At 70.2% G+C, this 23,229-nt stretch carries 25 protein-coding genes and 1 riboswitch; of the genes, 13 read left to right on the top strand and 12 right to left on the bottom strand.

Annotated elements, in window-relative coordinates:
• Nucleotides 1-165: 165 nt before the first annotated feature.
• Nucleotides 166-840, bottom strand: a complete 675-nt coding sequence (locus IEY95_RS13275; protein WP_189186185.1) for a maleylpyruvate isomerase family mycothiol-dependent enzyme — start codon at nucleotides 838-840, stop codon at nucleotides 166-168.
• A gap of 47 nt (nucleotides 841-887) precedes the next feature.
• Here IEY95_RS13275 and IEY95_RS13270 point away from each other — a divergent pair, with 47 nt between their 5' ends.
• From IEY95_RS13270 to IEY95_RS13260, 3 genes are all read left to right on the top strand, one after another.
• Nucleotides 888-1,532 (top strand): HD domain-containing protein, encoded by a 645-nt coding sequence (locus tag IEY95_RS13270; RefSeq protein WP_189186184.1) that lies wholly within the window; start codon nucleotides 888-890, stop codon nucleotides 1,530-1,532.
• 281 nt (nucleotides 1,533-1,813) lie between these two features.
• Nucleotides 1,814-3,031 carry a Cmx/CmrA family chloramphenicol efflux MFS transporter gene (locus tag IEY95_RS13265; RefSeq protein ID WP_189186183.1) on the top strand — a complete coding sequence of 406 codons (1,218 nt, stop codon included), beginning with the start codon at nucleotides 1,814-1,816 and terminating at the stop codon, nucleotides 3,029-3,031.
• A 140-nt stretch (nucleotides 3,032-3,171) separates the two neighbouring features.
• The gene (locus tag IEY95_RS13260) at nucleotides 3,172-4,251 is read left to right on the top strand and encodes a GNAT family N-acetyltransferase (protein ID WP_189186492.1); all 1,080 of its coding nucleotides are present in this window, start codon (nucleotides 3,172-3,174) and stop codon (nucleotides 4,249-4,251) included.
• A 152-nt stretch (nucleotides 4,252-4,403) separates the two neighbouring features.
• Here IEY95_RS13260 and IEY95_RS13255 read toward each other — a convergent pair whose 3' ends face one another.
• Both IEY95_RS13255 and IEY95_RS13250 read right to left on the bottom strand, forming a co-directional pair.
• Nucleotides 4,404-4,688 carry a DUF4031 domain-containing protein gene (locus IEY95_RS13255; RefSeq protein ID WP_189186182.1) on the bottom strand — a complete coding sequence of 95 codons (285 nt, stop codon included), beginning with the start codon at nucleotides 4,686-4,688 and terminating at the stop codon, nucleotides 4,404-4,406.
• Nucleotides 4,685-5,068: a DUF8819 family protein gene (locus IEY95_RS13250; protein ID WP_189186181.1), complete on the bottom strand. Its 384-nt coding sequence runs from the start codon at nucleotides 5,066-5,068 to the stop codon at nucleotides 4,685-4,687. Before IEY95_RS13250 ends, IEY95_RS13255 begins: the two co-directional genes overlap by 4 nt.
• Nucleotides 5,069-5,123: 55 nt before the next feature.
• On the opposite strand from IEY95_RS13250, the gene IEY95_RS13245 reads away from it, so the two are divergent.
• The 4 genes from IEY95_RS13245 (at nucleotide 5,124) to IEY95_RS13230 (ending at nucleotide 9,279) form a co-directional block, all read left to right on the top strand.
• Complete coding sequence (locus IEY95_RS13245) at nucleotides 5,124-6,050, top strand: MurR/RpiR family transcriptional regulator (RefSeq protein WP_189186180.1); 927 nt, start codon at nucleotides 5,124-5,126, stop codon at nucleotides 6,048-6,050.
• Nucleotides 6,051-6,180: 130 nt separating this feature from the next.
• A complete protein-coding gene (gene murQ, locus IEY95_RS13240; RefSeq protein WP_189186179.1) occupies nucleotides 6,181-7,128 on the top strand; it encodes an N-acetylmuramic acid 6-phosphate etherase in 948 nt (315 codons plus the stop codon).
• A gap of 154 nt (nucleotides 7,129-7,282) precedes the next feature.
• On the top strand, nucleotides 7,283-8,695 hold the full coding sequence (locus tag IEY95_RS13235) for a PTS transporter subunit EIIC (RefSeq protein ID WP_189186178.1): 1,413 nt from the start codon (nucleotides 7,283-7,285) through the stop codon (nucleotides 8,693-8,695).
• On the top strand, nucleotides 8,692-9,279 hold the full coding sequence (locus tag IEY95_RS13230) for a hypothetical protein (protein WP_189186177.1): 588 nt from the start codon (nucleotides 8,692-8,694) through the stop codon (nucleotides 9,277-9,279). The genes IEY95_RS13235 and IEY95_RS13230 overlap by 4 nt, the downstream gene beginning before the upstream one ends.
• 3 nt (nucleotides 9,280-9,282) lie before the next feature.
• Here IEY95_RS13230 and IEY95_RS13225 read toward each other — a convergent pair whose 3' ends face one another.
• The 3 genes from IEY95_RS13225 to IEY95_RS13215 form a co-directional block, all read right to left on the bottom strand.
• On the bottom strand, nucleotides 9,283-9,879 hold the full coding sequence (locus IEY95_RS13225) for a Uma2 family endonuclease (RefSeq protein ID WP_189186176.1): 597 nt from the start codon (nucleotides 9,877-9,879) through the stop codon (nucleotides 9,283-9,285).
• 118 nt (nucleotides 9,880-9,997) lie between these two features.
• Nucleotides 9,998-10,198, bottom strand: coding sequence for a hypothetical protein (locus tag IEY95_RS13220; protein ID WP_189186527.1), 201 nt, complete (start codon nucleotides 10,196-10,198; stop codon nucleotides 9,998-10,000).
• Nucleotides 10,195-10,428, bottom strand: a complete 234-nt coding sequence (locus IEY95_RS13215) for a hypothetical protein (RefSeq protein ID WP_229702871.1) — start codon at nucleotides 10,426-10,428, stop codon at nucleotides 10,195-10,197. The genes IEY95_RS13220 and IEY95_RS13215 overlap by 4 nt, the downstream gene beginning before the upstream one ends.
• 120 nt (nucleotides 10,429-10,548) lie before the next feature.
• Here IEY95_RS13215 and IEY95_RS13210 point away from each other — a divergent pair, with 120 nt between their 5' ends.
• The 4 genes from IEY95_RS13210 to IEY95_RS13195 all read left to right on the top strand — a co-directional run bounded on the left by IEY95_RS13210 (nucleotide 10,549) and on the right by IEY95_RS13195 (nucleotide 13,414).
• A complete protein-coding gene (locus tag IEY95_RS13210) occupies nucleotides 10,549-11,391 on the top strand; it encodes a helix-turn-helix domain-containing protein (RefSeq protein ID WP_189186175.1) in 843 nt (280 codons plus the stop codon).
• Nucleotides 11,372-11,581: a DUF397 domain-containing protein gene (locus tag IEY95_RS13205; protein ID WP_189186174.1), complete on the top strand. Its 210-nt coding sequence runs from the start codon at nucleotides 11,372-11,374 to the stop codon at nucleotides 11,579-11,581. Before IEY95_RS13210 ends, IEY95_RS13205 begins: the two co-directional genes overlap by 20 nt.
• A 277-nt stretch (nucleotides 11,582-11,858) precedes the next feature.
• Entirely contained in the window at nucleotides 11,859-12,677 is an 819-nt protein-coding gene (locus tag IEY95_RS13200; protein ID WP_189186490.1) for a hypothetical protein, read from the top strand.
• Nucleotides 12,678-12,739: 62 nt separating this feature from the next.
• The gene (locus tag IEY95_RS13195) at nucleotides 12,740-13,414 is read left to right on the top strand and encodes a Uma2 family endonuclease (RefSeq protein ID WP_229702869.1); all 675 of its coding nucleotides are present in this window, start codon (nucleotides 12,740-12,742) and stop codon (nucleotides 13,412-13,414) included.
• A gap of 110 nt (nucleotides 13,415-13,524) precedes the next feature.
• Here IEY95_RS13195 and IEY95_RS13190 read toward each other — a convergent pair whose 3' ends face one another.
• The 5 genes from IEY95_RS13190 to thrC form a co-directional block, all read right to left on the bottom strand.
• Nucleotides 13,525-14,676 carry an NADH:flavin oxidoreductase gene (locus tag IEY95_RS13190; protein ID WP_189186173.1) on the bottom strand — a complete coding sequence of 384 codons (1,152 nt, stop codon included), beginning with the start codon at nucleotides 14,674-14,676 and terminating at the stop codon, nucleotides 13,525-13,527.
• Nucleotides 14,677-14,890: 214 nt separating this feature from the next.
• Nucleotides 14,891-16,513: a chaperonin GroEL gene (gene groL, locus IEY95_RS13185; RefSeq protein ID WP_189186172.1), complete on the bottom strand. Its 1,623-nt coding sequence runs from the start codon at nucleotides 16,511-16,513 to the stop codon at nucleotides 14,891-14,893.
• Nucleotides 16,514-16,864: 351 nt separating this feature from the next.
• Nucleotides 16,865-17,068 (bottom strand): cold-shock protein, encoded by a 204-nt coding sequence (locus IEY95_RS13180; RefSeq protein WP_005315736.1) that lies wholly within the window; start codon nucleotides 17,066-17,068, stop codon nucleotides 16,865-16,867.
• A 449-nt stretch (nucleotides 17,069-17,517) separates the two neighbouring features.
• Nucleotides 17,518-17,793 carry a MoaD/ThiS family protein gene (locus IEY95_RS13175; protein WP_189186171.1) on the bottom strand — a complete coding sequence of 92 codons (276 nt, stop codon included), beginning with the start codon at nucleotides 17,791-17,793 and terminating at the stop codon, nucleotides 17,518-17,520.
• A 134-nt stretch (nucleotides 17,794-17,927) separates the two neighbouring features.
• The gene (gene thrC, locus IEY95_RS13170; protein ID WP_189186170.1) at nucleotides 17,928-19,220 is read right to left on the bottom strand and encodes a threonine synthase; all 1,293 of its coding nucleotides are present in this window, start codon (nucleotides 19,218-19,220) and stop codon (nucleotides 17,928-17,930) included.
• A gap of 17 nt (nucleotides 19,221-19,237) precedes the next feature.
• A riboswitch (SAM riboswitch) is annotated at nucleotides 19,238-19,384 on the bottom strand.
• A gap of 176 nt (nucleotides 19,385-19,560) precedes the next feature.
• Between thrC and IEY95_RS13165 the strand changes: the two genes are divergently transcribed.
• Together IEY95_RS13165 and IEY95_RS13160 are read left to right on the top strand one after the other, a co-directional pair.
• A complete protein-coding gene (locus tag IEY95_RS13165; RefSeq protein ID WP_189186169.1) occupies nucleotides 19,561-20,532 on the top strand; it encodes a glucosyl-3-phosphoglycerate synthase in 972 nt (323 codons plus the stop codon).
• 125 nt (nucleotides 20,533-20,657) lie between these two features.
• Nucleotides 20,658-22,046, top strand: coding sequence for an alpha,alpha-trehalose-phosphate synthase (UDP-forming) (locus IEY95_RS13160; protein ID WP_189186168.1), 1,389 nt, complete (start codon nucleotides 20,658-20,660; stop codon nucleotides 22,044-22,046).
• A 200-nt stretch (nucleotides 22,047-22,246) separates the two neighbouring features.
• Here IEY95_RS13160 and otsB read toward each other — a convergent pair whose 3' ends face one another.
• Nucleotides 22,247-23,110, bottom strand: a complete 864-nt coding sequence (gene otsB, locus IEY95_RS13155) for a trehalose-phosphatase (protein ID WP_189186167.1) — start codon at nucleotides 23,108-23,110, stop codon at nucleotides 22,247-22,249.
• Nucleotides 23,111-23,229: the final 119 nt, after the last annotated feature.

Raw genomic sequence — 23,229 nt, 5'->3', positions numbered from 1 at the left:
GGCAAGGGCGCGTGAGGCCACGAGGACTGGGCAGTTCCCCGCGCCCCGTCAGGGGCGCGGGGAACTGCGCGACAAGCCCCCACGCACCCGCAGCCGAAGGCTGGTCCGGGACGGGTAGGGGCGGAGGGGGCGAAAAAACACTTCACCCGTACCCCCGTCCACCCGTCAGCCGAAGATGTTCAGCTCCCCCTCCCCCGCACCGACCAGCTCATATCGCTCCCCCGCGAGCGGTCGCCCCGCATACAGCCGTACCAGCGTCGCCGAACCCCCGATGTAGCGGGCCGGCGGCCGCTCCCCCGGCACGCTCCCCAACCGCAGTGGCTCGTCCACGTCATCGAGGTCGGCGTGCAGCGGCAGATGCCCCTTCTCGCGGGTGACCCGCGCGAGAAGGGCGAGCGCGTACGGCAACCCGTCGCCCGCGTACACCCCGGGCTCGCCGAAGACCTCGCGCACGTCCCCGGCATGCACCCACTCCCCCAGCGCGACCGGATCGAGCACACCACCCGCCTCGGCGATCACCGGCCCGGCCTCGGTCATCCCGCGCTCCAGCTCGTCCACGACCCGCGCGTTCGTCCAGTCGGCCCGCTCCGCGATGTCCCGGTCGTTCGACTCGGGCGAGAACACCCCCTTCTCGAACCGCCACTCCACCACCCGGATCAACGCGGCCGAACAGTGCGCGAGCACGTCCCGCACGGTCCACCCCGGACACGCGGCGGTGGCCAGCGCGAAGTCCTCCTCCGGCCGGGCCCGCAGCAGCGGTATCAACGCGTCACGCTCGATGGTCAGGAGCCGCCCGGGCAGCTCGGGGTCCCGTACCTCGTGCATGTCAGCAGTAGTCATGAGTGCCACGCTAGGGGCACGGGGGCGCCGCACGGGAGAATGGGCGCATGGCCGATCTCGACGCCCTGCGCACCCGCTGGACCCGTGCCCTGGAAGGAGCCCGGGCGCCGGGCGCCGGCCCGGACCCTGTCCCGTACGCGGACAATCTCCTCGCCCGCTGGCAGGAGCCCCAGCGCCACTACCACACCGTCGCGCACCTCCAGGCGGTCCTCGACCACATCGACGTGCTGGAGAAGCACGCGGACGACCCGGACCTCGTACGGCTGGCGGCCTGGTTCCACGACGCCGTGTACTTCCCCGACCGCTCCGAGAACGAGGAGCGCTCGGCCCGCCTCGCGGAACGCGCGCTCCCCGAGGCCGGGGTGTCCGAGGAGAGGACCGCGGAGGTCGCCCGTCTGGTCCGCCTCACCGTCACCCACGACCCGGCCGACGACGACCGCAACGGCCAGGCCCTGTGCGATGCCGACCTGGCGATCCTGGCCTCGTCCCCGAACACGTACGCCGCCTACACCGCCGCCGTCCGCCAGGAGTACGCCTTCGTCCCGAACGACGCGTTCCGCGAGGGCCGCGCCGCGATCCTGCGCCAACTCCTCGATCTGCCCCGCCTGTTCCGCACACCGTACGGGGCAGCGCAGTGGGAGAGCACCGCGCGGTACAACATCGGCGCCGAGCTGGAGCTGCTCACCGACTGACATCGCTCACGCGCTCGGGCTTTCGCGCGCTCACACCCTCACGCACTCCCGCCGAAAACCGATTCGACGGCGGGCGCAGGACCACGTACGAAGGGAGGATGCTCCCAAGTCCCGAGCCGTTGCCCTCCGATACACCTGATACACCTGATACATCTCATACATCTCATACATCTCATACATCTGATACGTCTGATACGTCTGATACGTCTGACATTTCCGGCGCACCGCAGGCATCCAGTGCGGCCGCTCCCGCCGCTCACCACCCTCACCCCCGCCCCCGTATGCCCCTGTCCGTCTACATCCTCGGACTCTCCGTCTTCGCCCTCGGCACCAGCGAGTTCATGCTCTCCGGGCTGTTGCCGCCCATCGCCGAGGACATGGACGTCACGATCCCGCAGGCCGGCCTGCTGATCTCGGCGTTCGCGATCGGCATGGTCGTGGGGGCGCCCCTCCTCGCGGCGGTGACGCTGCGGCTCCCCCGACGGACCACCCTCGTCACCCTCATCGCGCTGTTCGGCCTGGGCCAGGTCGCGGGGGCACTCGCGCCGACGTATGCCGTGCTGTTCGTCTCCCGTGTCGTCAGCGCGCTCGCCTGTGCGGGCTTCTGGGCGGTCGGCGCGGCGGTGGCCATCGCGATGGTGCCGGTGAACGCGCGGGCCCGGGCGCTGGCGGTGATGATCGGCGGTCTGTCGATCGCGAACGTCCTGGGGGTGCCCGCCGGTGCCTTCCTCGGTGAGGGGCTCGGCTGGCGATCGGCCTTCTGGGCCGTCGGCGCGGCCTCCGCGATCGCCCTTGTCGGGATCGTCACGCTCATCCCGCGCATCCCCCTCCCCGACGAGAAGCCACAGCTCAAGCGCGAACTGCGCATCTTCCGCGACCGTCAGGTCGGGCTGTCCGTCGGCGTCATCGCGCTCGCCGCGGGCGGCGTCTTCTGCGTGTTCAGCTATCTGGCGCCGTTGCTGACGGACGTGGCAGGGCTCGACGACGGGTGGGTGCCGACCGTGCTCGCGCTCTTCGGGGTCGGCGCGCTGATCGGTACGACGATCGGCGGGCGGATCGCCGACGCGCACCTCTTCGGGGTGCTGATCAGCGGCATCGCGGCCGACACCGTCATCCTGGTCGCGCTGGCGCTGTTCGGGCAGTACGCGATCGCCGCCGTCGCCCTCTCCTTCGTCCTCGGAATCGCCTGCTTCTACACCGCCCCCGCGCTCAACGCCCGGATGTTCAACGTCGCCGCGGCCGCCCCCACCCTGGCCGGCGCCACGACCACGGCAGCCTTCAACCTGGGCAACACCGGCGGACCCTGGGCCGGCGGCGCGGTCATCGACGCGGGGTTCGGCTACACCTCCACCGCCTGGGCGGGCGCGGCCATGACGCTGGCCGCGATCGGCGTGGCCCTCGTCTCACTGCGACTGCATCGCCGTACGCGGTCCTCGCGCGTCGTGACCGTCGTGCCCAAGGCGGACGCCACGAACAAATCGGTGCGTACGGAAGCGTGATCCGACCTATCCTCGCCCGCATGGGAGACATGGGCGGGGACTCGGTCGGGGACTTGGGCGAAGCCATGGGCGGGGACTCGGTCGGGGACTTGGGCGAGGCCATGGGTGGGGAAGCGAGCGGGCACCCGGCCGCGGACCAGGTGGCGGAAGCCGTCGCGGGGTGCGTCGCGCTGCTGCGTACGGCGGCCGGGCGGGACTGGGACGGCGTCAACGCGGGGCGCATGGAGTGGAGTTGTCGGCGGACGGCCGAGCACATCGCCGACGATCTCATCGCGTACGCGGGGCAGCTGGCCGGGCGGGCCACCGAGGCGTACGTGCCCTTCGAGATCGTGATGGAGGACGGCACCGACAATGCGGGCGTCGTCGACGTGATCGAGACGACGGGCGCCCTGTTCGCCGCCACCGTCCGCACGACGCCGCGCGAGGTGCGCGCCTTTCATCCGTACCCCTTCCGCAGCGCGAACCGCGAGGGCTTCGCAGCGATGGGCATCGCCGAAGTCCTGTTGCACACGCATGACATCGCGGAGGGGCTGGGGCTTCGGTACGAACCCCCGGCCGCGCTCTGCGAGGGCGTCCTCACCCGGATCTTTCCCCACGTGCGGCCGGGGCCCTCCCCCTGGCGCACCCTCCTGTGGGCCACCGGCCGCGGCGAACTGCCGGGCCGCGCCCCGGTCACCGAGTGGCGCTGGAGCAACAACCTCGTGATCGAGTCCGAGCGGCTCACGCTCCAGGGGGTCACCCCGGCGGCCGCCGCCGAGCTGCGCGCGGGGGGCACGGGCGGCTTCGAGTGGATCGAGGGCGGTCCGTTCGAGGGCACGCGGGACGCCGCCGGGATGGTCGTGAAGGCGTACGAGGGCGGGGTGCACCGGCCGGAGTGGGGCATGTTCGTCCTCGTCCGCCGGGAGGACGGGCGCGCGGTCGGCGGAATGGGCTTCCACGGCGCCCCCGACGAGGAGGGCCGCGCCGAGGTCGGCTACGACCTCGCGGTGAACGCCCGCGGCAACGGTTACGCGACCGAGGCCCTGCGCGCCCTGGCCGCCTGGGCCCTGGCCCGCGAAGACGTCCAGTTCCTCTTCGCCGCCATCGACCGGGCCAACAAGCCCTCCCAACACGTCATTTCGCGCGCCGGTTTCACCCGGGTGAGCGAGGACGTGGAACGCTACGCGTACGAGCTCCGCGGCATGGACCGCTCACTCCGGCTGCACGCCCGCGAGGCCTGACCCCCAAGGGGCGCGGGGCTCTGTTCCATGTGCGGCTCCGCCGCGCGGGCGCGACAAGCCCCCCACCGGCCCGCACACAAAAGACAACCGAAGGAGGTCTGGGGGCGAAGCTCCCGGATACGGGACAGGCAGGGGCGAAGGGGGCGAAAAACCTACGCCCTGCCGCGCCCGACCACCCCCGGACGTTTGCGGCGCCGCAACCCCGCCCCGTGCAGCAGCCGCACCACCTCCCGGCTGCTGACCTGCACCGCCCCCGCCCGCACGGCATCCTCGTACCGATGCGCGGGAATGTCGTAGTGGTCCCGCTCGAAGGCACGCCGCGGCACACCCAACTCCGCGGCGAACACGTGCAGTTCGTCGTAGGAGACATCGCTGATCAGGTGGGACCACATGCGGCCGTGCCCCGGCCAGGCGGGCGGATCGATGTAGACGGTCACGAGGACGGGGTCCCGCCCGTCGCCGAGCCGAGGAAGCCCACCGAGGCGACCTTCACGCCCGCCTTGTGGCACACCCAGTGCGGGTCGGGCCCCAACTCGGGCTCGACGTCGAGGGCGTGCGGGTCGCCGGAGCCGCAGACGGGACACAGCGGCCACCGGCCGTACCGCTCCAGCAAGGCGTCCTGTACGTCCTGGGCGACGAGCCCGGCGACATAGTCCGCGCCCTCCGGCCACTGCTCGATCCACCAGCGGCGCTGCACCACCGACTCCTCCACCAGGGAGACGACGTCCGCCTCGGCCACCTCCCCCGCGACCAGATCGGCGAGGACAAGGGCGCGAGCCGCGTGCAACGCCTGCTCCAGGGGGCTGATGGGGTCCATGCACCCATTGTGCGCACCCTTGACCGTATGCCCCAATGGAAAATATCTTTCAGAGGTGACCCATGACGTGAAGGAAATTTTCGCGGGAGAGGCGCCACCCGCCCCCGCAGCCCTCGCGGCCAAGGTGCGGACACTCGCCCCGTCGATGACCCGCTCCATGCAGCGGGTCGCCGAGGCCGTCGCCGGCGACCCGGCCGGCTGCGCGGCCCTCACGGTCACCGGCCTCGCCGAGCTCACCGGCACCAGCGAGGCGACGGTCGTCCGTACCGCCCGCCTGCTCGGCTACCCCGGCTACCGGGATCTGCGCCTGGCGCTCGCCGGGCTGGCCGCCCAGCAGCAGTCGGGGCGCGCGCCCGCCGTCACCGCCGACATCGCGGTCGACGACCCCATCGCGGACGTCGTCGCGAAACTCGCCTACGACGAGCAGCAGACCCTCGCCGACACCGCCGCCGGGCTCGACACCGTCCAGCTCGGCGCGGCGGTCGCCGCGATCGCCGCGGCCCGCCGCATCGACATCTACGGCGTCGGCGCGTCCGGCCTGGTCGCCCAGGACCTCTTCCAGAAGCTGATGCGCATAGGGCTCATAGCCCACGCGCACAGCGACCCGCACCTCGCCGTCACCAACGCGGTGCAACTGCGCGCCAAGGACGTGGCGATAGCCATCACCCACTCCGGTTCTACGGGCGACGTCATCGAACCGCTCCGGGTCGCCTTCGAGCACGGGGCGACGACGGTGGCGATCACCGGCCGCCCCGGCGGCCCCGTCACGCAGTACGCGGACCACATCCTCACCACGTCGACGGCCCGCGAGAGCGAGCTGCGCCCGGCGGCGATGTCGTCGCGCACGAGCCAGCTGCTGGTGGTGGACTGTCTGTTCGTGGGGGTGGCCCAGCGGACGTACGAGACAGCGGCGCCGGCGCTTTCCGCCTCGTACGAGGCCCTGGCGCACCGCCACACGCCGCGCGGCGGCGGCCACCGCTAGGCCGCGCACCACCGACCATTTCTTCTCTCCTCCCTCTCTTCTCCATCTCTCCTCCATCTCTTCTCCAACGGGGCCCTTCTTCTCGCAGCACCGGAAAGTCGTCGTACCGCACGGAAAAGAGCCGTCCTCCATGACCTCAACCGCTGACGCCTCCTCCAACCACCGTGGCCTGAGGGCCGAGTTGGAGACGCTGACCACCGAGGCGTTCCGCCCCGAACTCGCCGAGATCGACCAGCTGGCCACCCTGGAGATCGCGAAGATCATGAACGGCGAGGACGCGACCGTGCCGACGGCCGTCGCGGCACAACTGCCGCTCATCGCCGCCGCCATCGACGACATCGCGGACCGCATGTCCCGCGGCGGCCGCCTCATCTACGCGGGCGCGGGCACCGCGGGCCGCCTCGGCGTCCTGGACGCCTCCGAGTGCCCGCCCACCTTCAACACCGACCCGTCCCAGGTCGTGGGCCTGATCGCGGGCGGCCCGACCGCCATGATCACCTCGATCGAGGGCGCCGAGGACTCCAAGGAGCTGGCCGCGCAGGACCTCGCCGAACTGGGGCTGACACCCGACGACACGGTCGTCGGCGTCTCCGCCTCCGGCCGCACCCCGTACGCCGTCGGCGCCGTCGAACACGCCCGCGCGCGAGGCGCGTTGACGATCGGCCTGTCCTGCAACGCGGACAGCGCGCTCGCCATGGCCGCGGATCACGGCATCGAGGTCGTCGTGGGCCCCGAGCTCCTGACCGGCTCGACCCGGTTGAAGGCGGGCACGGCCCAGAAACTCGTCCTCAACATGCTCTCGACGATCACCATGATCCGCCTCGGCAAGACCTACGGGAACCTGATGGTCGACGTACGCGCCTCGAACGAGAAGCTGCGGGCCCGCTCCCGCCGCATCGTCGCCCTCGCCACCGGCGCCTCGGACGAGGAGATCGAACAGGCCCTCGCCGCCACGGACGGCGAGGTGAAGAACGCGATCCTGACCATCCTGGGCGGCGTGGACGGCCCCACGGCGGCCCACCTCCTGGACGAGAGCGAGGGCCATCTGCGAGCGGCACTGGCGGCAGCACCGCACTGAAAGCCGTTATATCGGTCGGCAGCGGTTATAGCTGTAGGAAACGGTGCATCTGTGGGCGATCGTGCCGCTGGGGCGGCACCCGTCCCCAGGAGAACGACGCCTCACAGGCGCCGAGCAGCGCACCCGACCCCCGAGCCACCAGGACCGACGCACAGTGAACGCCTCCCCCCACACCACCGCCGCCGCGATCCTCCCCCTGGTCGGCGGCCCCGCGAACGTCACCTCCGTAGCCCACTGCATGACCCGCCTGCGTCTGGGCCTCCGGGACCGGACCGATGTCCAGGAGGACGCCCTCCGAGCACTCCCCGCCGTGCTCGGGATCGTCGCCGACGACGACACGTACCAGATCGTCCTGGGCCCGGGCACGGTCGCCCGAGTGACCCCGGAGTTCGAGGCGTTGCTGGCGACCACCGCCGATCAACTGGCGGCCAGGGGCGCCGAGCTGAAGGCAACCCGGCGCCGACGCAACGCCACGCCCCTCAAACTCCTCCTCCGCCGCATCGCGAACATCTTCGTCCCCCTGATCCCCGCTCTGATCGGCTGCGGCGTGATCGCGGGCCTGAACGGTCTGCTGATCAACTTCGGTCTGCTGCCCTCCGTCACCCCCGCCCTCGCCGCCATCGCCTCCGGCTTCATGGCCCTGATCGCCGTCTTCGTCGGGTACAACACGGCGAAGGAGTTCGGCGGCACACCGATCCTGGGCGGCGCGGTGGCGGCGGTGATCGTGTACGCGGGCGTCGCCAAGGTGACGGCTTTCGGCATGACGCTCGCACCCGGCCAGGGCGGCGTGCTGGGAGCGCTGGCGGCCGCGCTCCTGGGGACGTACGTCGAGAAGTGGTGCCGCAGCTGGGTCCCGGAGACGCTGGATGTCCTGGTCACCCCCACCGTCACCGTCCTGCTCACCGGCCTGGTGACGCTCTACGCCCTGATGTACACGGCGGGCGAGCTCTCGACCGGCATCGGCACGGCCGCGAACTGGCTCCTGGAGAACACCGGCGCCTTCGCCGGCCTGATCCTCGGCGGCCTGTTCCTCCCCCTCGTCATGCTCGGCCTGCACCAGGCTCTGATCCCCATCCACACCACCCTCATCGAGCAGCAGGGCTACACCGTCCTCCTCCCCATCCTGGCGATGGCGGGCGCGGGCCAGGTCGGCGCGGCCGCCGCGGTGTACGTCCGCCTGCGCCACGACCAGTCCCTCCGTACGACGATCAAGTCGGCGCTCCCCGCGGGCCTCCTCGGCGTCGGCGAACCCCTGATCTACGGCGTCTCGCTCCCCCTCGGCCGCCCCTTCGTCACGGCGTGCGCGGGCGGAGCGGCGGGCGGCGCCTTCGTGGGCCTGTTCTCGATGCTCGGCGACAAGGTCGGCTCGACGGCCATCGGCCCTTCGGGCTGGGCCCTGTTCCCCCTGCTCTCCGGCAACCGGGGCCTGGCCGTGACGGCCGCCATCTACGCCGGCGGCCTGCTCACGGGGTACGTGGTCGGCTTCGCGGCGACGTACTTCTTCGGCCTCACCGACCGCACCGGCCCTGCCGGATTGTCAGTGGAGCGTGCAAAGGTGGAGCCATGAACCACGCACAGCTGACCGCCCTGGGCCGTGCCCTGCGCCTGCTCGGGGAGCACGGTGACGCGCTGACCGCCGACACGCCCGACGCCAAGCTGCACGAGGTCAAGGCGGACCTGAAGCGGGCCCTGGACCTGCTCGACGAGACGGTGACGACGGCGGCGCCCACGACCCGCTGCGCCGAGCACCCGAACGGGCCGGTCGACGAGGGCGCCGCCGACCTGTGCCTGCTCTGCGAGACCCGCCGCCGGGCCGCCCGTCGCACCGAGGTCAACGACACGTTCCCGCGCGGCCGGGACCTCGGCCCGGACGAGACCCCCGACCGCACCAAGTCCCGCTACGGCCTGCGCGGCGACCGCCCCCAGCCCCAGCAGCGCTGGCTCCCGGAGGTGTGGAACGGCCAGGCGTGGCAGCTCTGCGGCACCCCCCGCCGCGACCGCCACGAGGCCGAGCGCTACCTCGCGGCCGAGCGGAGAACGCCCCGCCCGGGCATGGCCTACCGCCTGGTCCACGAGTTCACCGACTACGAGGTGCTGAGGATCTGGGGCACACCGGTCCGGGTGGACATCGAACCGATGGGGAACCTGTAGCCGCTACCGGGGGAACGCATGCGTATGCAGTGACGAAAAGAAGGGGTCGGGCACGAGAATGGTCTCGCCGAACGGCACTCGATCCTCGTGCTTGTACGCACCGCCCTCGGGCTCGGTGAACAAAGTCACCATGGGCCCGCGTTCGTCGAACCTGTCAATGAGGAGATAGGCAGGCACGGGAGCGTGAGCGTAGGCCCACAGCTTCTTGGTGCGGTCGTCCTTGGCATTGCTCTTGGAGGCGATCTCGACCACCAGAAGCGTGTCGGCACCGTCCACGGGCAGCGGGTCCTCCCCCGCATCAGCGGCACGCTGGGCGAGCTCCGCCCTCTCGAAGACGACAAGGTCCGGGACGTACAGCTTGTCGAGGCGGGCGATGTGCACGCCGAGCGTCTGATAGAGCCCGTACCCATCGGGCAGGCAGGAATACAGCCTCTGGGACACCAGGTCGGCGATGAGGTTGAGCCCACTGGTAGGGGGTGGAACCACGATGATCCGGCCCTCGTCGATTTCGGCCCGCCATCCGTCGGGCACGTCCATGTGTTGCCAGGCCCTCAGCAGACGTCCCCACTGGGTGCTGCCATCCAGCGCTTCGGCGGTCATCAAGGACCTCCCGTCTCGACCTCACACGCCATGAACGTACGGGCACGTCTCATCGACCCGGGTCCATATGCCCCAGCGCCGCACGATCGTGTGAGCACCGCAGCAACCGAACACGCCCTCACGGCAGCCGACCCTCACGGTTGATCCGGCGCACCCGCGCCCGCAGCACCTCCCCCTGCGGCGCCTCCCCGAGCGCCTCCGGAGGACAGTCCCACTCGCGTCCGCCGCCGGGCGGCCGCAGTTGTACGTAGCCGCCCTCGCGCCCCATGACCTGACCGAGCCGCCCGTCCCGTACGTCGATCGCGTACTCCTCGGTCACGACTCGCCCCCGCCGCCGCCCGGCCCGCCCAGCCCGCGCAGCACGGCGGTCAGCTTCTGCGCCGTACCCACGTTGCAGCGCCCCAGCGCGACCAGGGCGAACGGCTCGTCGCTCGCACCCGTCACCGGGTCGACCCGCAGCGACGGCAGGACCACACCGACCCCGACCAGGGCGGCCCGCAACTCCTCGACGATCTCCTCGGTGGGTCGCACCCGCTTACTCGACGTCATCGCCATCGCCCCGATCCTCCACGCTGAGTGTTTGCTTTCACCACACAGCGTGGCCATCCCGCCTCTAACCTGGCAAGAGACGGCGCCTCAACAACCCCGCCTGTGTGACAGGGAGTTGCCATGCCAGGACCGAAGGACCTCGACCCGTCCTCGTCGCCGCGCGCCATGATCGGCGCGGAGCTGCGGCACGCCCGCGAGAACGCGGGCCTCAGCCAGGCCGAGCTGGGCGAGCCGCTGTTCGTCAGCGGTTCGTTCATCGGCCAGTTGGAGGCCGGGACGCGGCGCCTGCACCTCGAATACGCCGTCCAGATAGACGAAATCCTCGGCACGAACGGCTTCTTCGAGCGCAACTGCCAGGCCCTCGCCAAGTCCAAGTACCCGGACCACTTCGCAGAGGCGGCGGAGGCGGAGGCGATCGCTACGGCGATCAGGCACTACCTCCCGCTGCTGATCCCCGGCCTCTTGCAGACCCCGGCGTACGCCGCAGCACTGTTCCGCTCTTACCGGCCGACGGTCCCGGATGCCGAGATCGAGGAATTGGTGGCGACGCGCATGGAACGCGCCCGCCTCCTGGACGATCCAACCACCCCGCTGTTGTGGGTCGTTCTGGACGAGGCCGCGCTCCGCCGACCGGTCGGCGGAGCGGCGGCGATGGCGGAGGCCCTTCGCCACGTGGCGGACCTGGCGCACCGTCACCGGGCCATCGTGCAGGTGCTGACGTTCGACGCCGGAGCACATGCCGCGATGGGCGGCTCCCTGAAACTCATGGAGTTCGCAGACGCGCCCCCGCTCTGCTTCGTCGAGGGGCTGGACATGGGGAAACTGTTGGATGACCCAGCCACGGTCGCCCGCAACGCCCTAACGTTCAACCTCCTCCAGGCAGCGGCACTTTCACCCCAGGATTCCCTGGCCCTGATTGAGTCGGTAACGCAGGATTACGAGCATGGAAAACAGCACCGGTGAGTACGACCTGAGTTCGGCCGCCTGGCACAAGTCCAGCTACAGCGCCGGCGACGGCGGCGACTGCCTGGAAGTCGCCGACGGCCACCCCACCCTCGTCCCCATCCGCGACTCCAAGAACCCCCACGGCCCGAAGCTCGCGTTCCGGACCGAGGTATGGACGGCGTTCGTCGAAAACCTCAAGCACAACTGACGCGCAGGCGTCCCGAAGCTCAAGCCCCCAGCTCCGAGCCCTCTTTTCAAGGAACGGGAGGTGGGCCTCAACCCGCCCTCCCTCCCCGCGAGTTGACCTGACGCAACCGGCTTGCCACGCACAGTGACGAGGGTCTAGCGTGCGGACATAACGAACAACCCCCGCTAGGTGCTGGAACACCTGCGGGGGTTTGACCTTCGAGATCGGAAAGAGCGATCCCGTGGCTGAAGCCAACTTTAGTGCTGCACCCCGCTCTACGCACGCCCTCTCCCACCCCATGGCCCATCCGGGCTACGGAAAACGCACCGCCCCGGACCAACTCCCCCGCACCAACCACGACTTCGCACACCTCCCACCCCGCGAAGCAGCCATCGCCGCGTACATCGACCGCCTCCCGGGCGGCGCCGACATCTCGGTGAAGACGCTGGCCAAGACCCTCCCGTACGGCCAATGCGCCCTCCGCACGGCCCTCAACAGCCTCATCAGGGCAGGCCACTTACGCCGGGGCCGCGAACACCTGGCCGACTCGGGCAGCCCACGCTGGATCACCCGATCGTGGTTCTCGCGAACAGCAAGGGACGACGACTGGTGGGCGGCGTTCACGCGGGGCGACGTACCGCAGGAGCCCCCGAACGCCAGGAAGGCCCCCAGCCGTTCCCGCGCCTACATCCTGCTCGCGGCGCTCGGCCGTACCGCCCCGGTCCTGTCCCTGTCGCACGCGGCCTGCGCGGAACTCTCACCGCGGGTCACCGAGTGGTTCGCCCGGGGCGCCGCCGAGGAGGACGTACTGCGCGCGCTGACCGCCGGGCTCCCGGTCTCCGTCCACAGCCCGGCCGCCCTCGTCGCCACCCGGCTGAGGGACAAACTCCCGCCGGACCCCGTACGCACCCTACGGCCACCCCTGCGCGTACTGGAGTGCACGAAGTGCGGAACACCGGGCCGCCCGGAGGCCCTGCCGGGCGGCGTCTGCGGCCCGTGCCGCGGCGAGGCCGCCCCGCCCCGGCCCTCCGGCCCTTTGCCGACCTCGGCAGTCCACGCCCACGCCGCCGCGGCCCGCGCGGCGATGGTCGACCGACAAGAAAGGCCACGCGTATGACCGCTCCAACGGTCCGGAAGCACACGCCCGGGGCACCATGGTGGGAAGGAGGCGAGCCCACCATGACCTTTGGCACCAGGCGCCCACAGATGTCCCAGCAGGACTTCGAGGAGCTGGCCGACAAGACCCCCGAGAACGTGCAGCTCGAATTCCTTGATGGCCGGCTGTATGTCAAGGGCGACCACATCACGGTCGAGGATTTCGAAGAACTCGCCCGCAAGGCACCTGAGGGCGTGAAGCTCGAACTCATCGACGGAAAGCTAGAGGTCAAGCCGTTGGCGGATCAGCGCCACAAGGCCATCGTGGTCTGGCTCAGTCGGCTGTTCATGCAACACCGCCCTCAGCTGGCCCTGTACCCCGAGCAGGGCCTCAAGGTCGGCGCCTACCGCAAAGGGCACGCCTGTGCGGACGCCGCATTGGCGCCGCTCGATCACTTCATTGCCCAGGACGGTGAATGGGCCGATCCGGAGGGCGTCCTCATGGTCGTCGAGGTCACCTCCCGCGACCGCGACACCGACCGGCGCGACCGCGTCGACAAGGTCCGCGGTTACGCGGAGGCAGGCATTCCCGTCTACCTGCTCATCGACCGGGACAACGACACCCTCGTCGTGCACAACGATCTGAGGAACGGGACCTACCGACAGAGCCCCTCATACCCGTACGGAGCTGTAATCGAGCTCCCCTCCCCCGTGAACATCAGCCTGGACACCGAGAAGCTCAAGGACTACGCGGACTGAGCAGGTGGCACCGACTCACCCGAGGACACAGCCGGTTGGCCCCATACGCCGGGGGCGGCTCCCCTGCTGCAGGAGAGCCGCCCCCGGGGCGTACAGCGAGCGGGCTCAGCTCAGCTGAGGGTCTTCAGGGCCGCCGCGTCGTACGGCGCCAGGTCCGCGAACCGTCCGTCGAGGACCTTCGCCGCCCACTCCGGGTCCTGAAGCAGCGCGCGGCCCACGGCGACGAGGTCGAACTCGTCGCGCTCCAGACGGTCCAGCAGGTCGTCGATGCCCTTCACCGAGGAGCCCTCTCCCTGGAAGGCCTTGAGGAAGTCACCGTCCAGGCCGACCGAGCCGACCGTGATGGCGGGCTTGCCGGTGATCTTCTTCGTCCAGCCGGCCAGGTTCAGGTCGGAGTCGTCGAACTCCGGGAGCCAGTAGCGGCGGGTGGAGGCGTGGAAGACGTCCACTCCGGCGGCGGCGAGCGGCGTCAGGATCGCCTCCAGCTCCTCCGGGGTCTCGGCGAGCCGGGCGTCGTACGCCTGCTGCTTCCACTGCGAGTAGCGGAAGAGCACCGGGAAGGACGGGGAGACCGCCGCGCGGACCGCGGCCACGATCTCCGCCGCGAACTTCGTACGGGCCACCGGGTCGCCGCCGTACGCGTCCGCGCGGCGGTTGGTGCCCGCCCACAGGAACTGGTCGATCAGGTAGCCGTGGGCGCCGTGCAGCTCGACACCGTCGAAGCCGATGCGCTCGGCGTCGGCCGCCGCCGCGGCGAAGGCGCCGACCACGTCGTCCAGGTCGGACTGTGTCATGGCCTTGCCGGTGACGTCGGCGCCCTCGGAGCCGATGCCGGAGGGGCCGACCGCCGGGGCGTCCGCGAACGGCGGCTCGCCCTGGTTGCGCACCATGCCGATGTGCCACAGCTGGGGCACGATCGTGCCGCCCGCCGCGTGCACGGCGTCGGCGACCTTCGCCCAGCCCGCCAGCTGCTCCTCACCGTGGAAGCGCGGCACCCGGTCGCTCTGCCCGGCCGATTCGTGGCCCACGTACGTGCCCTCGGTGACGATCAGGCCGACGCCCGCGGCGGCGCGGCGGGAGTAGTACCCGACGACGTCCTCCCCCGGCACGCCGCCCGGCGAGAACTTCCGGGTCATCGGGGCCATCGCGATCCGGTTCGGGACGGTCAGGCCGTTCAGGGAGACGGGGCGGGACAGGATCTCGGCTGCGCGGGAGGCGGCGGCAGTCACGTGGGGGGCTCCTCGGAGAGGTCGATCAGACATCGAGCGGAGGGAGGACGGGGATTCCGGGCGGTATGTGCACATGCATCAACTGCCCGTCAGCGTCAACCGCCTCCCCCACGTCGGCATTCCTGCGCTCTGCCGACTTCTGCCGTGATCCCGGCCACTCCGGTCCCGGAAACGCCCGAGGGCGGTACCCCCTGGGAGTGGGGGTACCGCCCTCGGAACGTAAGGACAGTGATCAACCGGAGGTCGATCAGAAGTCCATGTCACCGCCCGGCATGCCGCCCGGAGCGGCCGCGGCGGCCTTCTCCGGCTTGTCGGCGATGACGGCCTCGGTGGTGAGGAACAGCGCGGCGATGGAGGCCGCGTTCTGCAGGGCAGAGCGGGTCACCTTCGCCGGGTCGATGATGCCCTCGGCGATCATGTCGACGTACTCGCCGGTCGCGGCGTTCAGACCGTGGCCGACGGCCAGGTTGCGCACCTTCTCGACGACGACGCCACCCTCGAGACCACCGTTGACGGCGATCTGCTTGAGCGGGGCCTCCAGGGCGAGCTTCACGGCGTTGGCGCCGGTCGCCTCGTCACCCTCGAGCTCCAGCTTCTCGAAGACCTGGGAGGCCTGGAGCAGGGCCACGCCACCACCGGCGACGATGCCCTCCTCGACGGCCGCCTTCGCGTTGCGAACGGCGTCCTCGATGCGGTGCTTGCGCTCCTTGAGCTCGACCTCGGTGGCGGCACCGGCCTTGATGACGGCCACGCCGCCGGCCAGCTTCGCCAGACGCTCCTGGAGCTTCTCGCGGTCGTAGTCCGAGTCCGAGTTCTCGATCTCGGCACGGATCTGGTTGACCCGGCCGGCGACCTGGTCGGCGGAGCCGGCGCCGTCGACGATCGTGGTCTCGTCCTTGGTGATGACGACCTTGCGGGCGCGGCCCAGCAGGTCCAGACCCGCGTTCTCGAGCTTGAGGCCGACCTCCTCGGAGATGACCTCGCCGCCCGTGAGGATGGCGATGTCGCCGAGCATGGCCTTGCGGCGGTCACCGAAGCCCGGAGCCTTGACGGCGACGGACTTGAAGGTGCCACGGATCTTGTTGACGACCAGGGTCGACAGGGCCTCGCCCTCGACGTCCTCGGCGATGATCAGCAGCGGCTTGCCGCCCTGCATGACCTTCTCGAGGAGCGGGAGCAGGTCCTTGACGTTGGCGATCTTCGAGTTGGCGATCAGGATGTACGGGTCGTCGAGGACGGCCTCCATACGCTCCATGTCGGTGGCGAAGTACGCCGAGATGTAGCCCTTGTCGAAGCGCATACCCTCGGTGAGCTCCAGCTCCAGACCGAAGGTCTGGGACTCCTCGACGGTGATGACGCCTTCCTTGCCGACCTTGTCCATCGCCTCGGCGATGAGCTCGCCGATCTGGGTGTCGGCGGCGGAGATGGAGGCCGTGGAAGCGATCTGCTCCTTGGTCTCGACATCCTTGGCCTGCTCGAGCAGGGCACCGGAGACGGCCTCGACGGCCTTCTCGATACCGCGCTTGAGGGCCATCGGGTTGGCGCCGGCGGCTACGTTGCGCAGGCCTTCCTTGACGAGGGCCTGGGCGAGAACGGTCGCGGTGGTCGTACCGTCACCGGCGACGTCGTCCGTCTTCTTGGCGACCTCCTTGACCAGCTCGGCGCCGATCTTCTCGTACGGGTCCTCGAGCTCGATCTCCTTGGCGATGGAGACACCGTCGTTGGTGATCGTGGGGGCGCCCCACTTCTTCTCGAGGACGACGTTGCGGCCCTTGGGGCCGAGGGTCACCTTGACGGCGTCCGCGAGCTGGTTCATGCCGCGCTCGAGGCCTCGCCGCGCCTCCTCGTCGAACGCGATGATCTTGGCCATGTGAAGTGGTCCTCCCGGACGGGGTGGATTGCTCCGGATCGTGCCCGCGCCCGCGACGGACGGCCTGCAAGCCTTGTGGTTCCTTGCCCCACCGGCCTGCGGGCCTCACCGGCCCGATCCAAGTTCTGTCACTCTCACTCGGAGAGTGCTAACGCCAATGATTAGCACTCGGCACCGTCGAGTGCAAGGTGCGCCCGCGCAGCGGGCCCGCTGAAGGGTGACGGTCGGACGGCGGGCGGGCGCAAGCACCTCTCACGAACGGGAGCGGGTCCCGGAACGCACGAGGGGTCCGCATCCCTGCTGGGATGCGGACCCCTCGGCGTGAGTGCGTCGGTGGCCGTTCGCGCCGGATCAGACGGCGAGCTTGACCATGTCCGCCTGCGGACCCTTCTGGCCCTGCGAGATCTCGAACTCCACTCGCTGACCCTCTTCAAGGGTGCGGTAGCCGTCCATCTGAATCGCGCTGTAGTGCACGAAGACGTCCGCACCACCGTCGACCGCGATGAAGCCGTACCCCTTCTCCGCGTTGAACCACTTGACGGTGCCCTGAGCCATGCCTAACTCCCCTATTACTGGCCCTTGCACAGATCCACACTTCGCGGATCCGGGTCAGACCTCACCCCCCAACGGTTGGGGGTGTGCGCCGGAACGCGTCGACCGCGGCTGAATGTATCTGTCCAACTGCCGTCTGCAACAGGTCAATCGGACGAGAATTCTGGGCACGGCCGATCGGGAAAATGCGGAGAATTTGCGCAGATTCAGGGCAAGTCGGGCCCCGTAAATGCCATAAAAGGCTCAAAAAGGCGGGGCACTTTGGCTACTTCTTGTCGGGTGTCGCGCAGATACTCATATGCGTCCGGCATGAAAAGCGAAGCAGGTTCCCCAACTCTACCCCGCTCAACCATGCAGAATTGCCCCCTCCGTTTCTCTCACGGAGGGGGCAATTCGATGAGCTCTTAGTGATGAGCGTTACCTACGGTAACAATCTCACCCTGGGTGACGGCTCAGCCGCCCGCGACGGCCGGGATGATCGACACGCCCGCACCGTCCGGCGTCGCCGTCTCCAGGCCCTGCTCGAACCGCACGTCGTCGTCGTTGACGTACACGTTGACGAAGCGGCGCAGCTTGCCCTGGTCGTCCAGAACGCGCGCCGCGATACCCGTGTGGTTCTTCTCCAGATCGGCGATGACCTCGGCGAGGGTCCCACCCTCGGCCGTCACCTCGGCCTGGCCACCGGTGTAGGTGCGCAGGATGGTGGGGATGCGGACGTTGACGCTCATGGGGTGTGACCTCCCGGTCGAAAATGGCCTACGGCTGGTGTGCGCCCGGTCGGGGGCGCGGGGCTCTGTTCACTGTGCGGCTCCGCCGCGCGGGCGCGACCAGCCCCCACCGGCCCACAGATCGAGAACGGTCCCTACGCGAGGCCGGCTTCTCGGAAAGAGTCCAGGTTCGGGCGGATCGTCGCGGTGAGCCCCGTGCCGGCCACCGCGTCGAGGGTCTTCAGACCGTCACCCGTATTGAGGACGACGGTCGTCAGCGTCGGGTCGAGCAGCCCGTTCTCGATGAGCTTGCGAGTGACGCCCAGGGTCACGCCACCGGCGGTCTCGGCGAAGATGCCCTCCGTGCGCGCGAGGAGCTTGATCGCGTCGACGACCTGCTCGTCGTTGACATCCTCCACCGCACCGCCCGTGCGGCGCGCGATGTCGAGCACGTACGGACCGTCGGCCGGGTTGCCGATGGCGAGCGACTTGGCGATGGTGTTCGGCTTCTGCGGCCGTACGACGTCGTGCCCGGCCTTGTAGGCGACGGACACCGGCGAGCAGCCCTCGGCCTGGGCGCCGAAGATCTTGTACGGCTTGTCCTCGACGAGGCCGAGCTTGATCAGCTCCCGCAGACCCTTGTCGATCTTCGTGAGCTGGGAGCCGGAGGCGATCGGGACGACCAGCTGGTCGGGCAGCTGCCAGCCGAGCTGCTCACAGATCTCGTACGCCAGGGTCTTGGAGCCCTCCGCGTAGTACGGCCGCAGGTTGACGTTGACGAAGCCCCAGCCCTCGCCGGCCGGGTCGCCGATCAGCTCGGAGCAGAAGCGGTTCACGTCGTCGTAGTTGCCCTCGATGCCGACGAGCTCGCCGCCGTAGATCGCGGCCATGACGACCTTGCCCTGCTCCAGGTCGTGCGGGATGAACACGCAGGAGCGGAAGCCGGCGCGGGCGGCGGCGGCGCCCACCGCACCGGCCAGGTTGCCGGTCGAGGAGCAGGAGAGCGTGGTGAAGCCGAAGGCGCGGGCGGCCTCCAGGGCCTGGGCGACGACGCGGTCCTTGAAGGAGTGCGTCGGGTTGCCGGAGTCGTCCTTGACGAAGAGCTTGCCGGCGTCGACACCGAGCTCGCGCGCCAGGTTGTCGGCCTTGACGAGCTTGGTCCAGCCGGGGTTGATGTTCGGCTTCTCGGCGACGTCCGCGGGGACGGGCAGGAGGGGCGCGTAGCGCCAGATGTTCGCGGGGCCCGCTTCGATGCGCTTACGGAGTTCCTCGGTGTCGTAGGCCGAGAAGTCGTACGCGATCTCCAGCGGGCCGAAACACTCCTCGCAGGCGAAGACCGGGCCGAGCGGGACGCGGTGCCCGCACTCGCGGCAGGAAAGAGCGGCGGCGGGGCCGAGATCGACGGTGTCTACGATGTTCGTGGCACTTGCAACAGTCTGCGCAGCCATGGAGGCGAGGCCCTTTCTCCTCATCTTCCTCACGACGCACTTCGCCGTGAGACGGATTTGGCACCTTCCCTAGCCGGGAGCCTCGCCACGTCAACGTGACAAGACCGGCTGGAGGGTTGCCGGGGCTTCAACGGGCCGTATCCCTCTGCCCCTCTGGATGAGCGGTATTCGATTGTTGAACTGTTGATCACCATGTGCGCGGACGATCTACGCAATGCGATGGTCATCCGCGTTGTTCAAGACTGTAACCGAAGGCCTGGACAGTTGAGATAGTCGTCCGAACCGCGAGATGGATCACACCGCGTCAGACCGGGTGATCAGACAGTGAGGAGCCGCAGCTGTGCTGAAGGAAGTCGAGCGCTGGCTGAGCACACACTCCTGGTCCGTGGCCGATCGCCCGCTCCACAAACTCATGGCCGCCAAACGCACCACCGGGTCGACGGTCAGTGTCGTACTGCCCGCGCTCAACGAGGAGGAGACCGTCGGCGAGATCGTCGCGATCATCCGCCACGATCTGATGCAACAGGTGCCTCTGGTCGACGAGATCGTCGTCGTCGACTCGGGCTCGACGGACCGCACCTCCGAGGTCGCCGCCGCCGCGGGCGCGAGGGTCGTGCACCGGGACGCGATCCTGCCGCGCATCCCGACCGTGCCCGGCAAGGGCGAGGTCCTGTGGCGGTCACTCCTCGTGACGAGCGGGGACATCGTCTGCTTCATCGACGCGGACCTCAAGGAGTTCTCGTCCGACTTCGTCTCCGGAATCGTGGGCCCGCTGCTCACCGAACCGGGGGTGGACCTGGTCAAGGCGATGTACGACCGCCCGCTGACCCTGTCCGACGAGCCCGCCTCCGGCAGGACGGCCGCGGGCCAGGGCGGCCGCGTCACCGAGCTGATGGCCCGTCCCCTGCTGAACATGCACTGGCCGCAGCTCGCGGGCTTCGTCCAGCCGCTCGGCGGCGAGTACGCGGCCCGCCGCTCCCTGCTCGAACAGCTGCCGTTCCCCGTCGGGTACGGCGTCGAGCTGGGCATGCTCGTCGACGCCCTGCACCTGGTGGGCCTGGACGCGCTGGCCCAGGTCGACGTGGGCGTCCGCATCCACCGCCACCAGGACGGACAGGCGCTGGGACGGATGGCCGCCGCGATCTACCGCACGGCCCAGCTGCGTCTGGCTCGCGGCCATATGATCCGCCCGTCGCTCACGCAGTTCGAGCGGGGCGAGGACGGTTTCGAGCCGCGCACGCACTCGGTGGACACGGAGGAACGCCCCCCGATGTCCCAAATCGCCGAGTACGTAAAACGAAAGGCCGCGTAAACCGCGCTCCGTCAAGGGCACGGCGAACTGCGCGACCGGTCCGACCGTCTGCGAGATCGCATACGACCCCGCAGACGGCTGACGGGAACGTTTGAGCGTTTCGACCGAGGGCTAGGTTTCGTGGCATGGCTTCAACGCACGGTGCCCACCGAATCCTGGTCGCCTCCAACCGCGGCCCGGTCACCTACGAGGTACGCGAGGACGGCTCGCTGCACGCCAGGCGCGGCGGCGGCGGGCTGGTCTCGGGCCTGTCGGCGATCGGGCCGGAAGCGGGTGCCCTGTGGGTGTGCTCGGCGCTCGGCGACGGGGACCGCGAGGCGGTGCGGCGCGGGATCGGCGAGGACGGCGTACGGATGCTGGACATCGACGCCGAGGTGCACGCCGACGCGTACAACGGCATCGCGAACTCCGTGCTGTGGTTCGTCCACCACATGCTGTACCAGACGCCGCTGGAGCCGGTCTTCGACGCGGGGTTCCGGCGCCGGTGGGCGTCGTACGAGGCGTACAACCGCGCGTTCGCCGAGGCGCTGGCCGACGAGGCGGCCCACAGTGCCGTGGTGGTCGTACAGGACTACCACCTGACGCTCGTGCCCGGGATGCTGCGCTCGCTCCGCCCCGACCTGCGGATCGGGCACTTCTCGCACACACCGTGGGCGCCGGTGGACTACTTCCGGATGCTGCCGGACGACATCGCCCAGCAGGTGCTGCGCGGGATGCTGGGCGCGGACCGGCTCGGCTTCCTCACCAGGCGCTGGGCGGACGCGTTCACCACGTGCGCCGCCGAGCTCGTCGGCGGGCTCGGTGACACCCGGGTCGGTGTGCACGGGCTCGGAGCGGACGCGGACTTCCTGCGGCGGCGCTCGCACGAGGCGGACGTCGAGGAGCGGATGGCCACCCTGCGGGAGCAGATCGGCGAGGGCCGCAGGACGATCGTGCGGGTCGACCGGACCGAGCTGTCGAAGAACATCGTGCGCGGACTGCTGGCGTACCGGCAGCTCCTCGACGACCACCCGGCGTGGCACGAGCGCGTCGTGCACGTCGCCTTCGCGTACCCGTCCCGGCAGGACCTCGCCGTGTACCGCGACTACACGGCCGCGGTGCAGCGTCTCTCCGGGGAGATCAACGCGCAGTACGGGACGGCCGGTTGGACTCCGGTCGTGCTCCATGTCAAAGACGACTTCGCACGGTCGCTTGCCGCGTACCGGCTCGCCGACGTGGCCCTCGTCAACCCCATCCGGGACGGCATGAACCTCGTCGCCAAGGAGGTGCCGGTCGTCTCCGACGAGGGGTGCGTGCTGGTGCTGTCGCGGGAGGCGGGGGCGTACGAGGAGCTGGGCGAGGACGCGATTTCCGTGAACCCCTACGACGTGATCGGTACCGCCCGCGCGTTGCACGAGGCGTTGTCCATGTCCGTCGGCGAGCGGGCCGAGCGGACGAAGCGGTTGGCCGCCGCCGCGACCGCGCTGCCGCCGGCCCAGTGGTTCCTGGAGCAGCTGCACGAGCTGGACCAGTGACGACAGGGCGCCCGGCGCAGCGGCCTCGGCAGCGGGCGGCAGTCACGAGCGCCGCAGCGGAGTCCAACAGCGGATCCGGCAGGCCCGTACGACACGCGGTTGCGGGCCGGTTCGCCCGCGCGCGGGGCGGGGTCGGTGACCGGGGGCGGACCGGACCACTTCCGGAACCCGGTCTCCGCCCCCTCCAACACCGTTGCCGATCAGTCCAGTTGAGACGCGAGCGCGGACAGCAGTCGCACGACGCCGGGCGGGCCGTCCACCACCAGGTCGGCCCGGTCGGCGAGTTCGGCGACCTCGGAGCTGCCGCTGCAGACGAGGAGCCCGGGGATGCCGTCGGAGCGGAGCTTGTCGACGGCGGCGAAGGCGGGCAGATCGCCCAGGTCGTCGCCGGCGTACAGGACGGCTTCGGCACCGATCTCGCGGACGTACTCCAGCAGGGCGACGCCCTTGTCCATGCCCGGCGGGCGCAGCTCGAGGACCATGCGGCCCGGCTCGACGATCAGACCGTGCCGGGTGGCCAGGTCGGTGAGGGGCTCGCGCAGTGCTTCGAAGGCGGCCTGCGGGTCGCTGGCGCGGCGGGTGTGGACGGCGACGGCGCGACCCTTCTCCTCGATCCAGGTGCCCTGCCAGGCACCGATCCTGTCGAGGAACCCGGGCAGCTCGGCGCGGGCGGCGGCGACACCGGGGTGCGGGGCGGGGGCGCTGACCGTGGCGCTCACCGCGTCCCAGCGTTCGGCGCCGTAGTGGCCGAGGACGACCAGGTGCTCCAGGCCCGGTACGCCCGCGAAGCCGCCGTGCCGGACCGCGACGCCGGCCGGGCGGCCGGTGATCACGGCTACGGAGGCGACCTTCGGGGCGAGGGCCGCGAGGGCGGGGACCGCGTCGGGGTGGGCGCGGGCCTGTTCGGGGTCGGGGACGATCAGTGCGAGGGTTCCGTCGAAGTCGAGCGCGATCACGGCCCGGGTGGGGCGGGTGAGGATGGCGTCGAGACCGTCGCGTCCGGCGGCGGTCGTTGGCGTCGGCAAGGAGTCCGTGGACTCCGGGGATTCCGGAAGGCTGCCCATACGCCGACCCTATCCGCGCGGGGCCGGGCGCACCCATGGCTCATCGGGTCACACACGGCCGCCGACGAGGGTGCGGGTGGGTGGTTTTTTCGCCCCCTCCGCCCCTGCCCGTCCCATAC

This window comes from Streptomyces albiflavescens, assembly GCF_014645835.1.
In the GTDB taxonomy this organism is placed as follows: domain Bacteria; phylum Actinomycetota; class Actinomycetes; order Streptomycetales; family Streptomycetaceae; genus Streptomyces; species Streptomyces albiflavescens.
Note: the sequence above shows the minus strand (reverse complement) of the source record. Positions and strands in the feature narration are given on the sequence as shown.

Coding starts and splice junctions, on each gene's coding strand:
- IEY95_RS13265 (WP_189186183.1), top strand. CDS start 1,814: ATGCCCCTGTCCGTCTACATCCTCGGACTCTCCGTCTTCGCCCTCGGC.
- IEY95_RS13180 (WP_005315736.1), bottom strand. CDS start 17,068: ATGGCTCAGGGCACCGTCAAGTGGTTCAACGCGGAGAAGGGGTACGGC.
- IEY95_RS13215 (WP_229702871.1), bottom strand. CDS start 10,428: ATGACGTCGAGTAAGCGGGTGCGACCCACCGAGGAGATCGTCGAGGAG.
- thrC (WP_189186170.1), bottom strand. CDS start 19,220: ATGGCTGCGCAGACTGTTGCAAGTGCCACGAACATCGTAGACACCGTC.
- IEY95_RS13270 (WP_189186184.1), top strand. CDS start 888: ATGGCCGATCTCGACGCCCTGCGCACCCGCTGGACCCGTGCCCTGGAA.
- IEY95_RS13225 (WP_189186176.1), bottom strand. CDS start 9,879: ATGACCGCCGAAGCGCTGGATGGCAGCACCCAGTGGGGACGTCTGCTG.
- IEY95_RS13190 (WP_189186173.1), bottom strand. CDS start 14,676: ATGTCTGATCGACCTCTCCGAGGAGCCCCCCACGTGACTGCCGCCGCC.
- IEY95_RS13210 (WP_189186175.1), top strand. CDS start 10,549: ATGCCAGGACCGAAGGACCTCGACCCGTCCTCGTCGCCGCGCGCCATG.
- IEY95_RS13275 (WP_189186185.1), bottom strand. CDS start 840: ATGACTACTGCTGACATGCACGAGGTACGGGACCCCGAGCTGCCCGGG.
- IEY95_RS13200 (WP_189186490.1), top strand. CDS start 11,859: ATGGCCCATCCGGGCTACGGAAAACGCACCGCCCCGGACCAACTCCCC.
- groL (WP_189186172.1), bottom strand. CDS start 16,513: ATGGCCAAGATCATCGCGTTCGACGAGGAGGCGCGGCGAGGCCTCGAG.
- IEY95_RS13230 (WP_189186177.1), top strand. CDS start 8,692: ATGAACCACGCACAGCTGACCGCCCTGGGCCGTGCCCTGCGCCTGCTC.
- murQ (WP_189186179.1), top strand. CDS start 6,181: ATGACCTCAACCGCTGACGCCTCCTCCAACCACCGTGGCCTGAGGGCC.
- IEY95_RS13160 (WP_189186168.1), top strand. CDS start 20,658: ATGGCTTCAACGCACGGTGCCCACCGAATCCTGGTCGCCTCCAACCGC.
- IEY95_RS13250 (WP_189186181.1), bottom strand. CDS start 5,068: ATGGACCCCATCAGCCCCCTGGAGCAGGCGTTGCACGCGGCTCGCGCC.
- IEY95_RS13175 (WP_189186171.1), bottom strand. CDS start 17,793: ATGAGCGTCAACGTCCGCATCCCCACCATCCTGCGCACCTACACCGGT.
- IEY95_RS13195 (WP_229702869.1), top strand. CDS start 12,740: ATGACCTTTGGCACCAGGCGCCCACAGATGTCCCAGCAGGACTTCGAG.
- otsB (WP_189186167.1), bottom strand. CDS start 23,110: ATGGGCAGCCTTCCGGAATCCCCGGAGTCCACGGACTCCTTGCCGACG.
- IEY95_RS13205 (WP_189186174.1), top strand. CDS start 11,372: ATGGAAAACAGCACCGGTGAGTACGACCTGAGTTCGGCCGCCTGGCAC.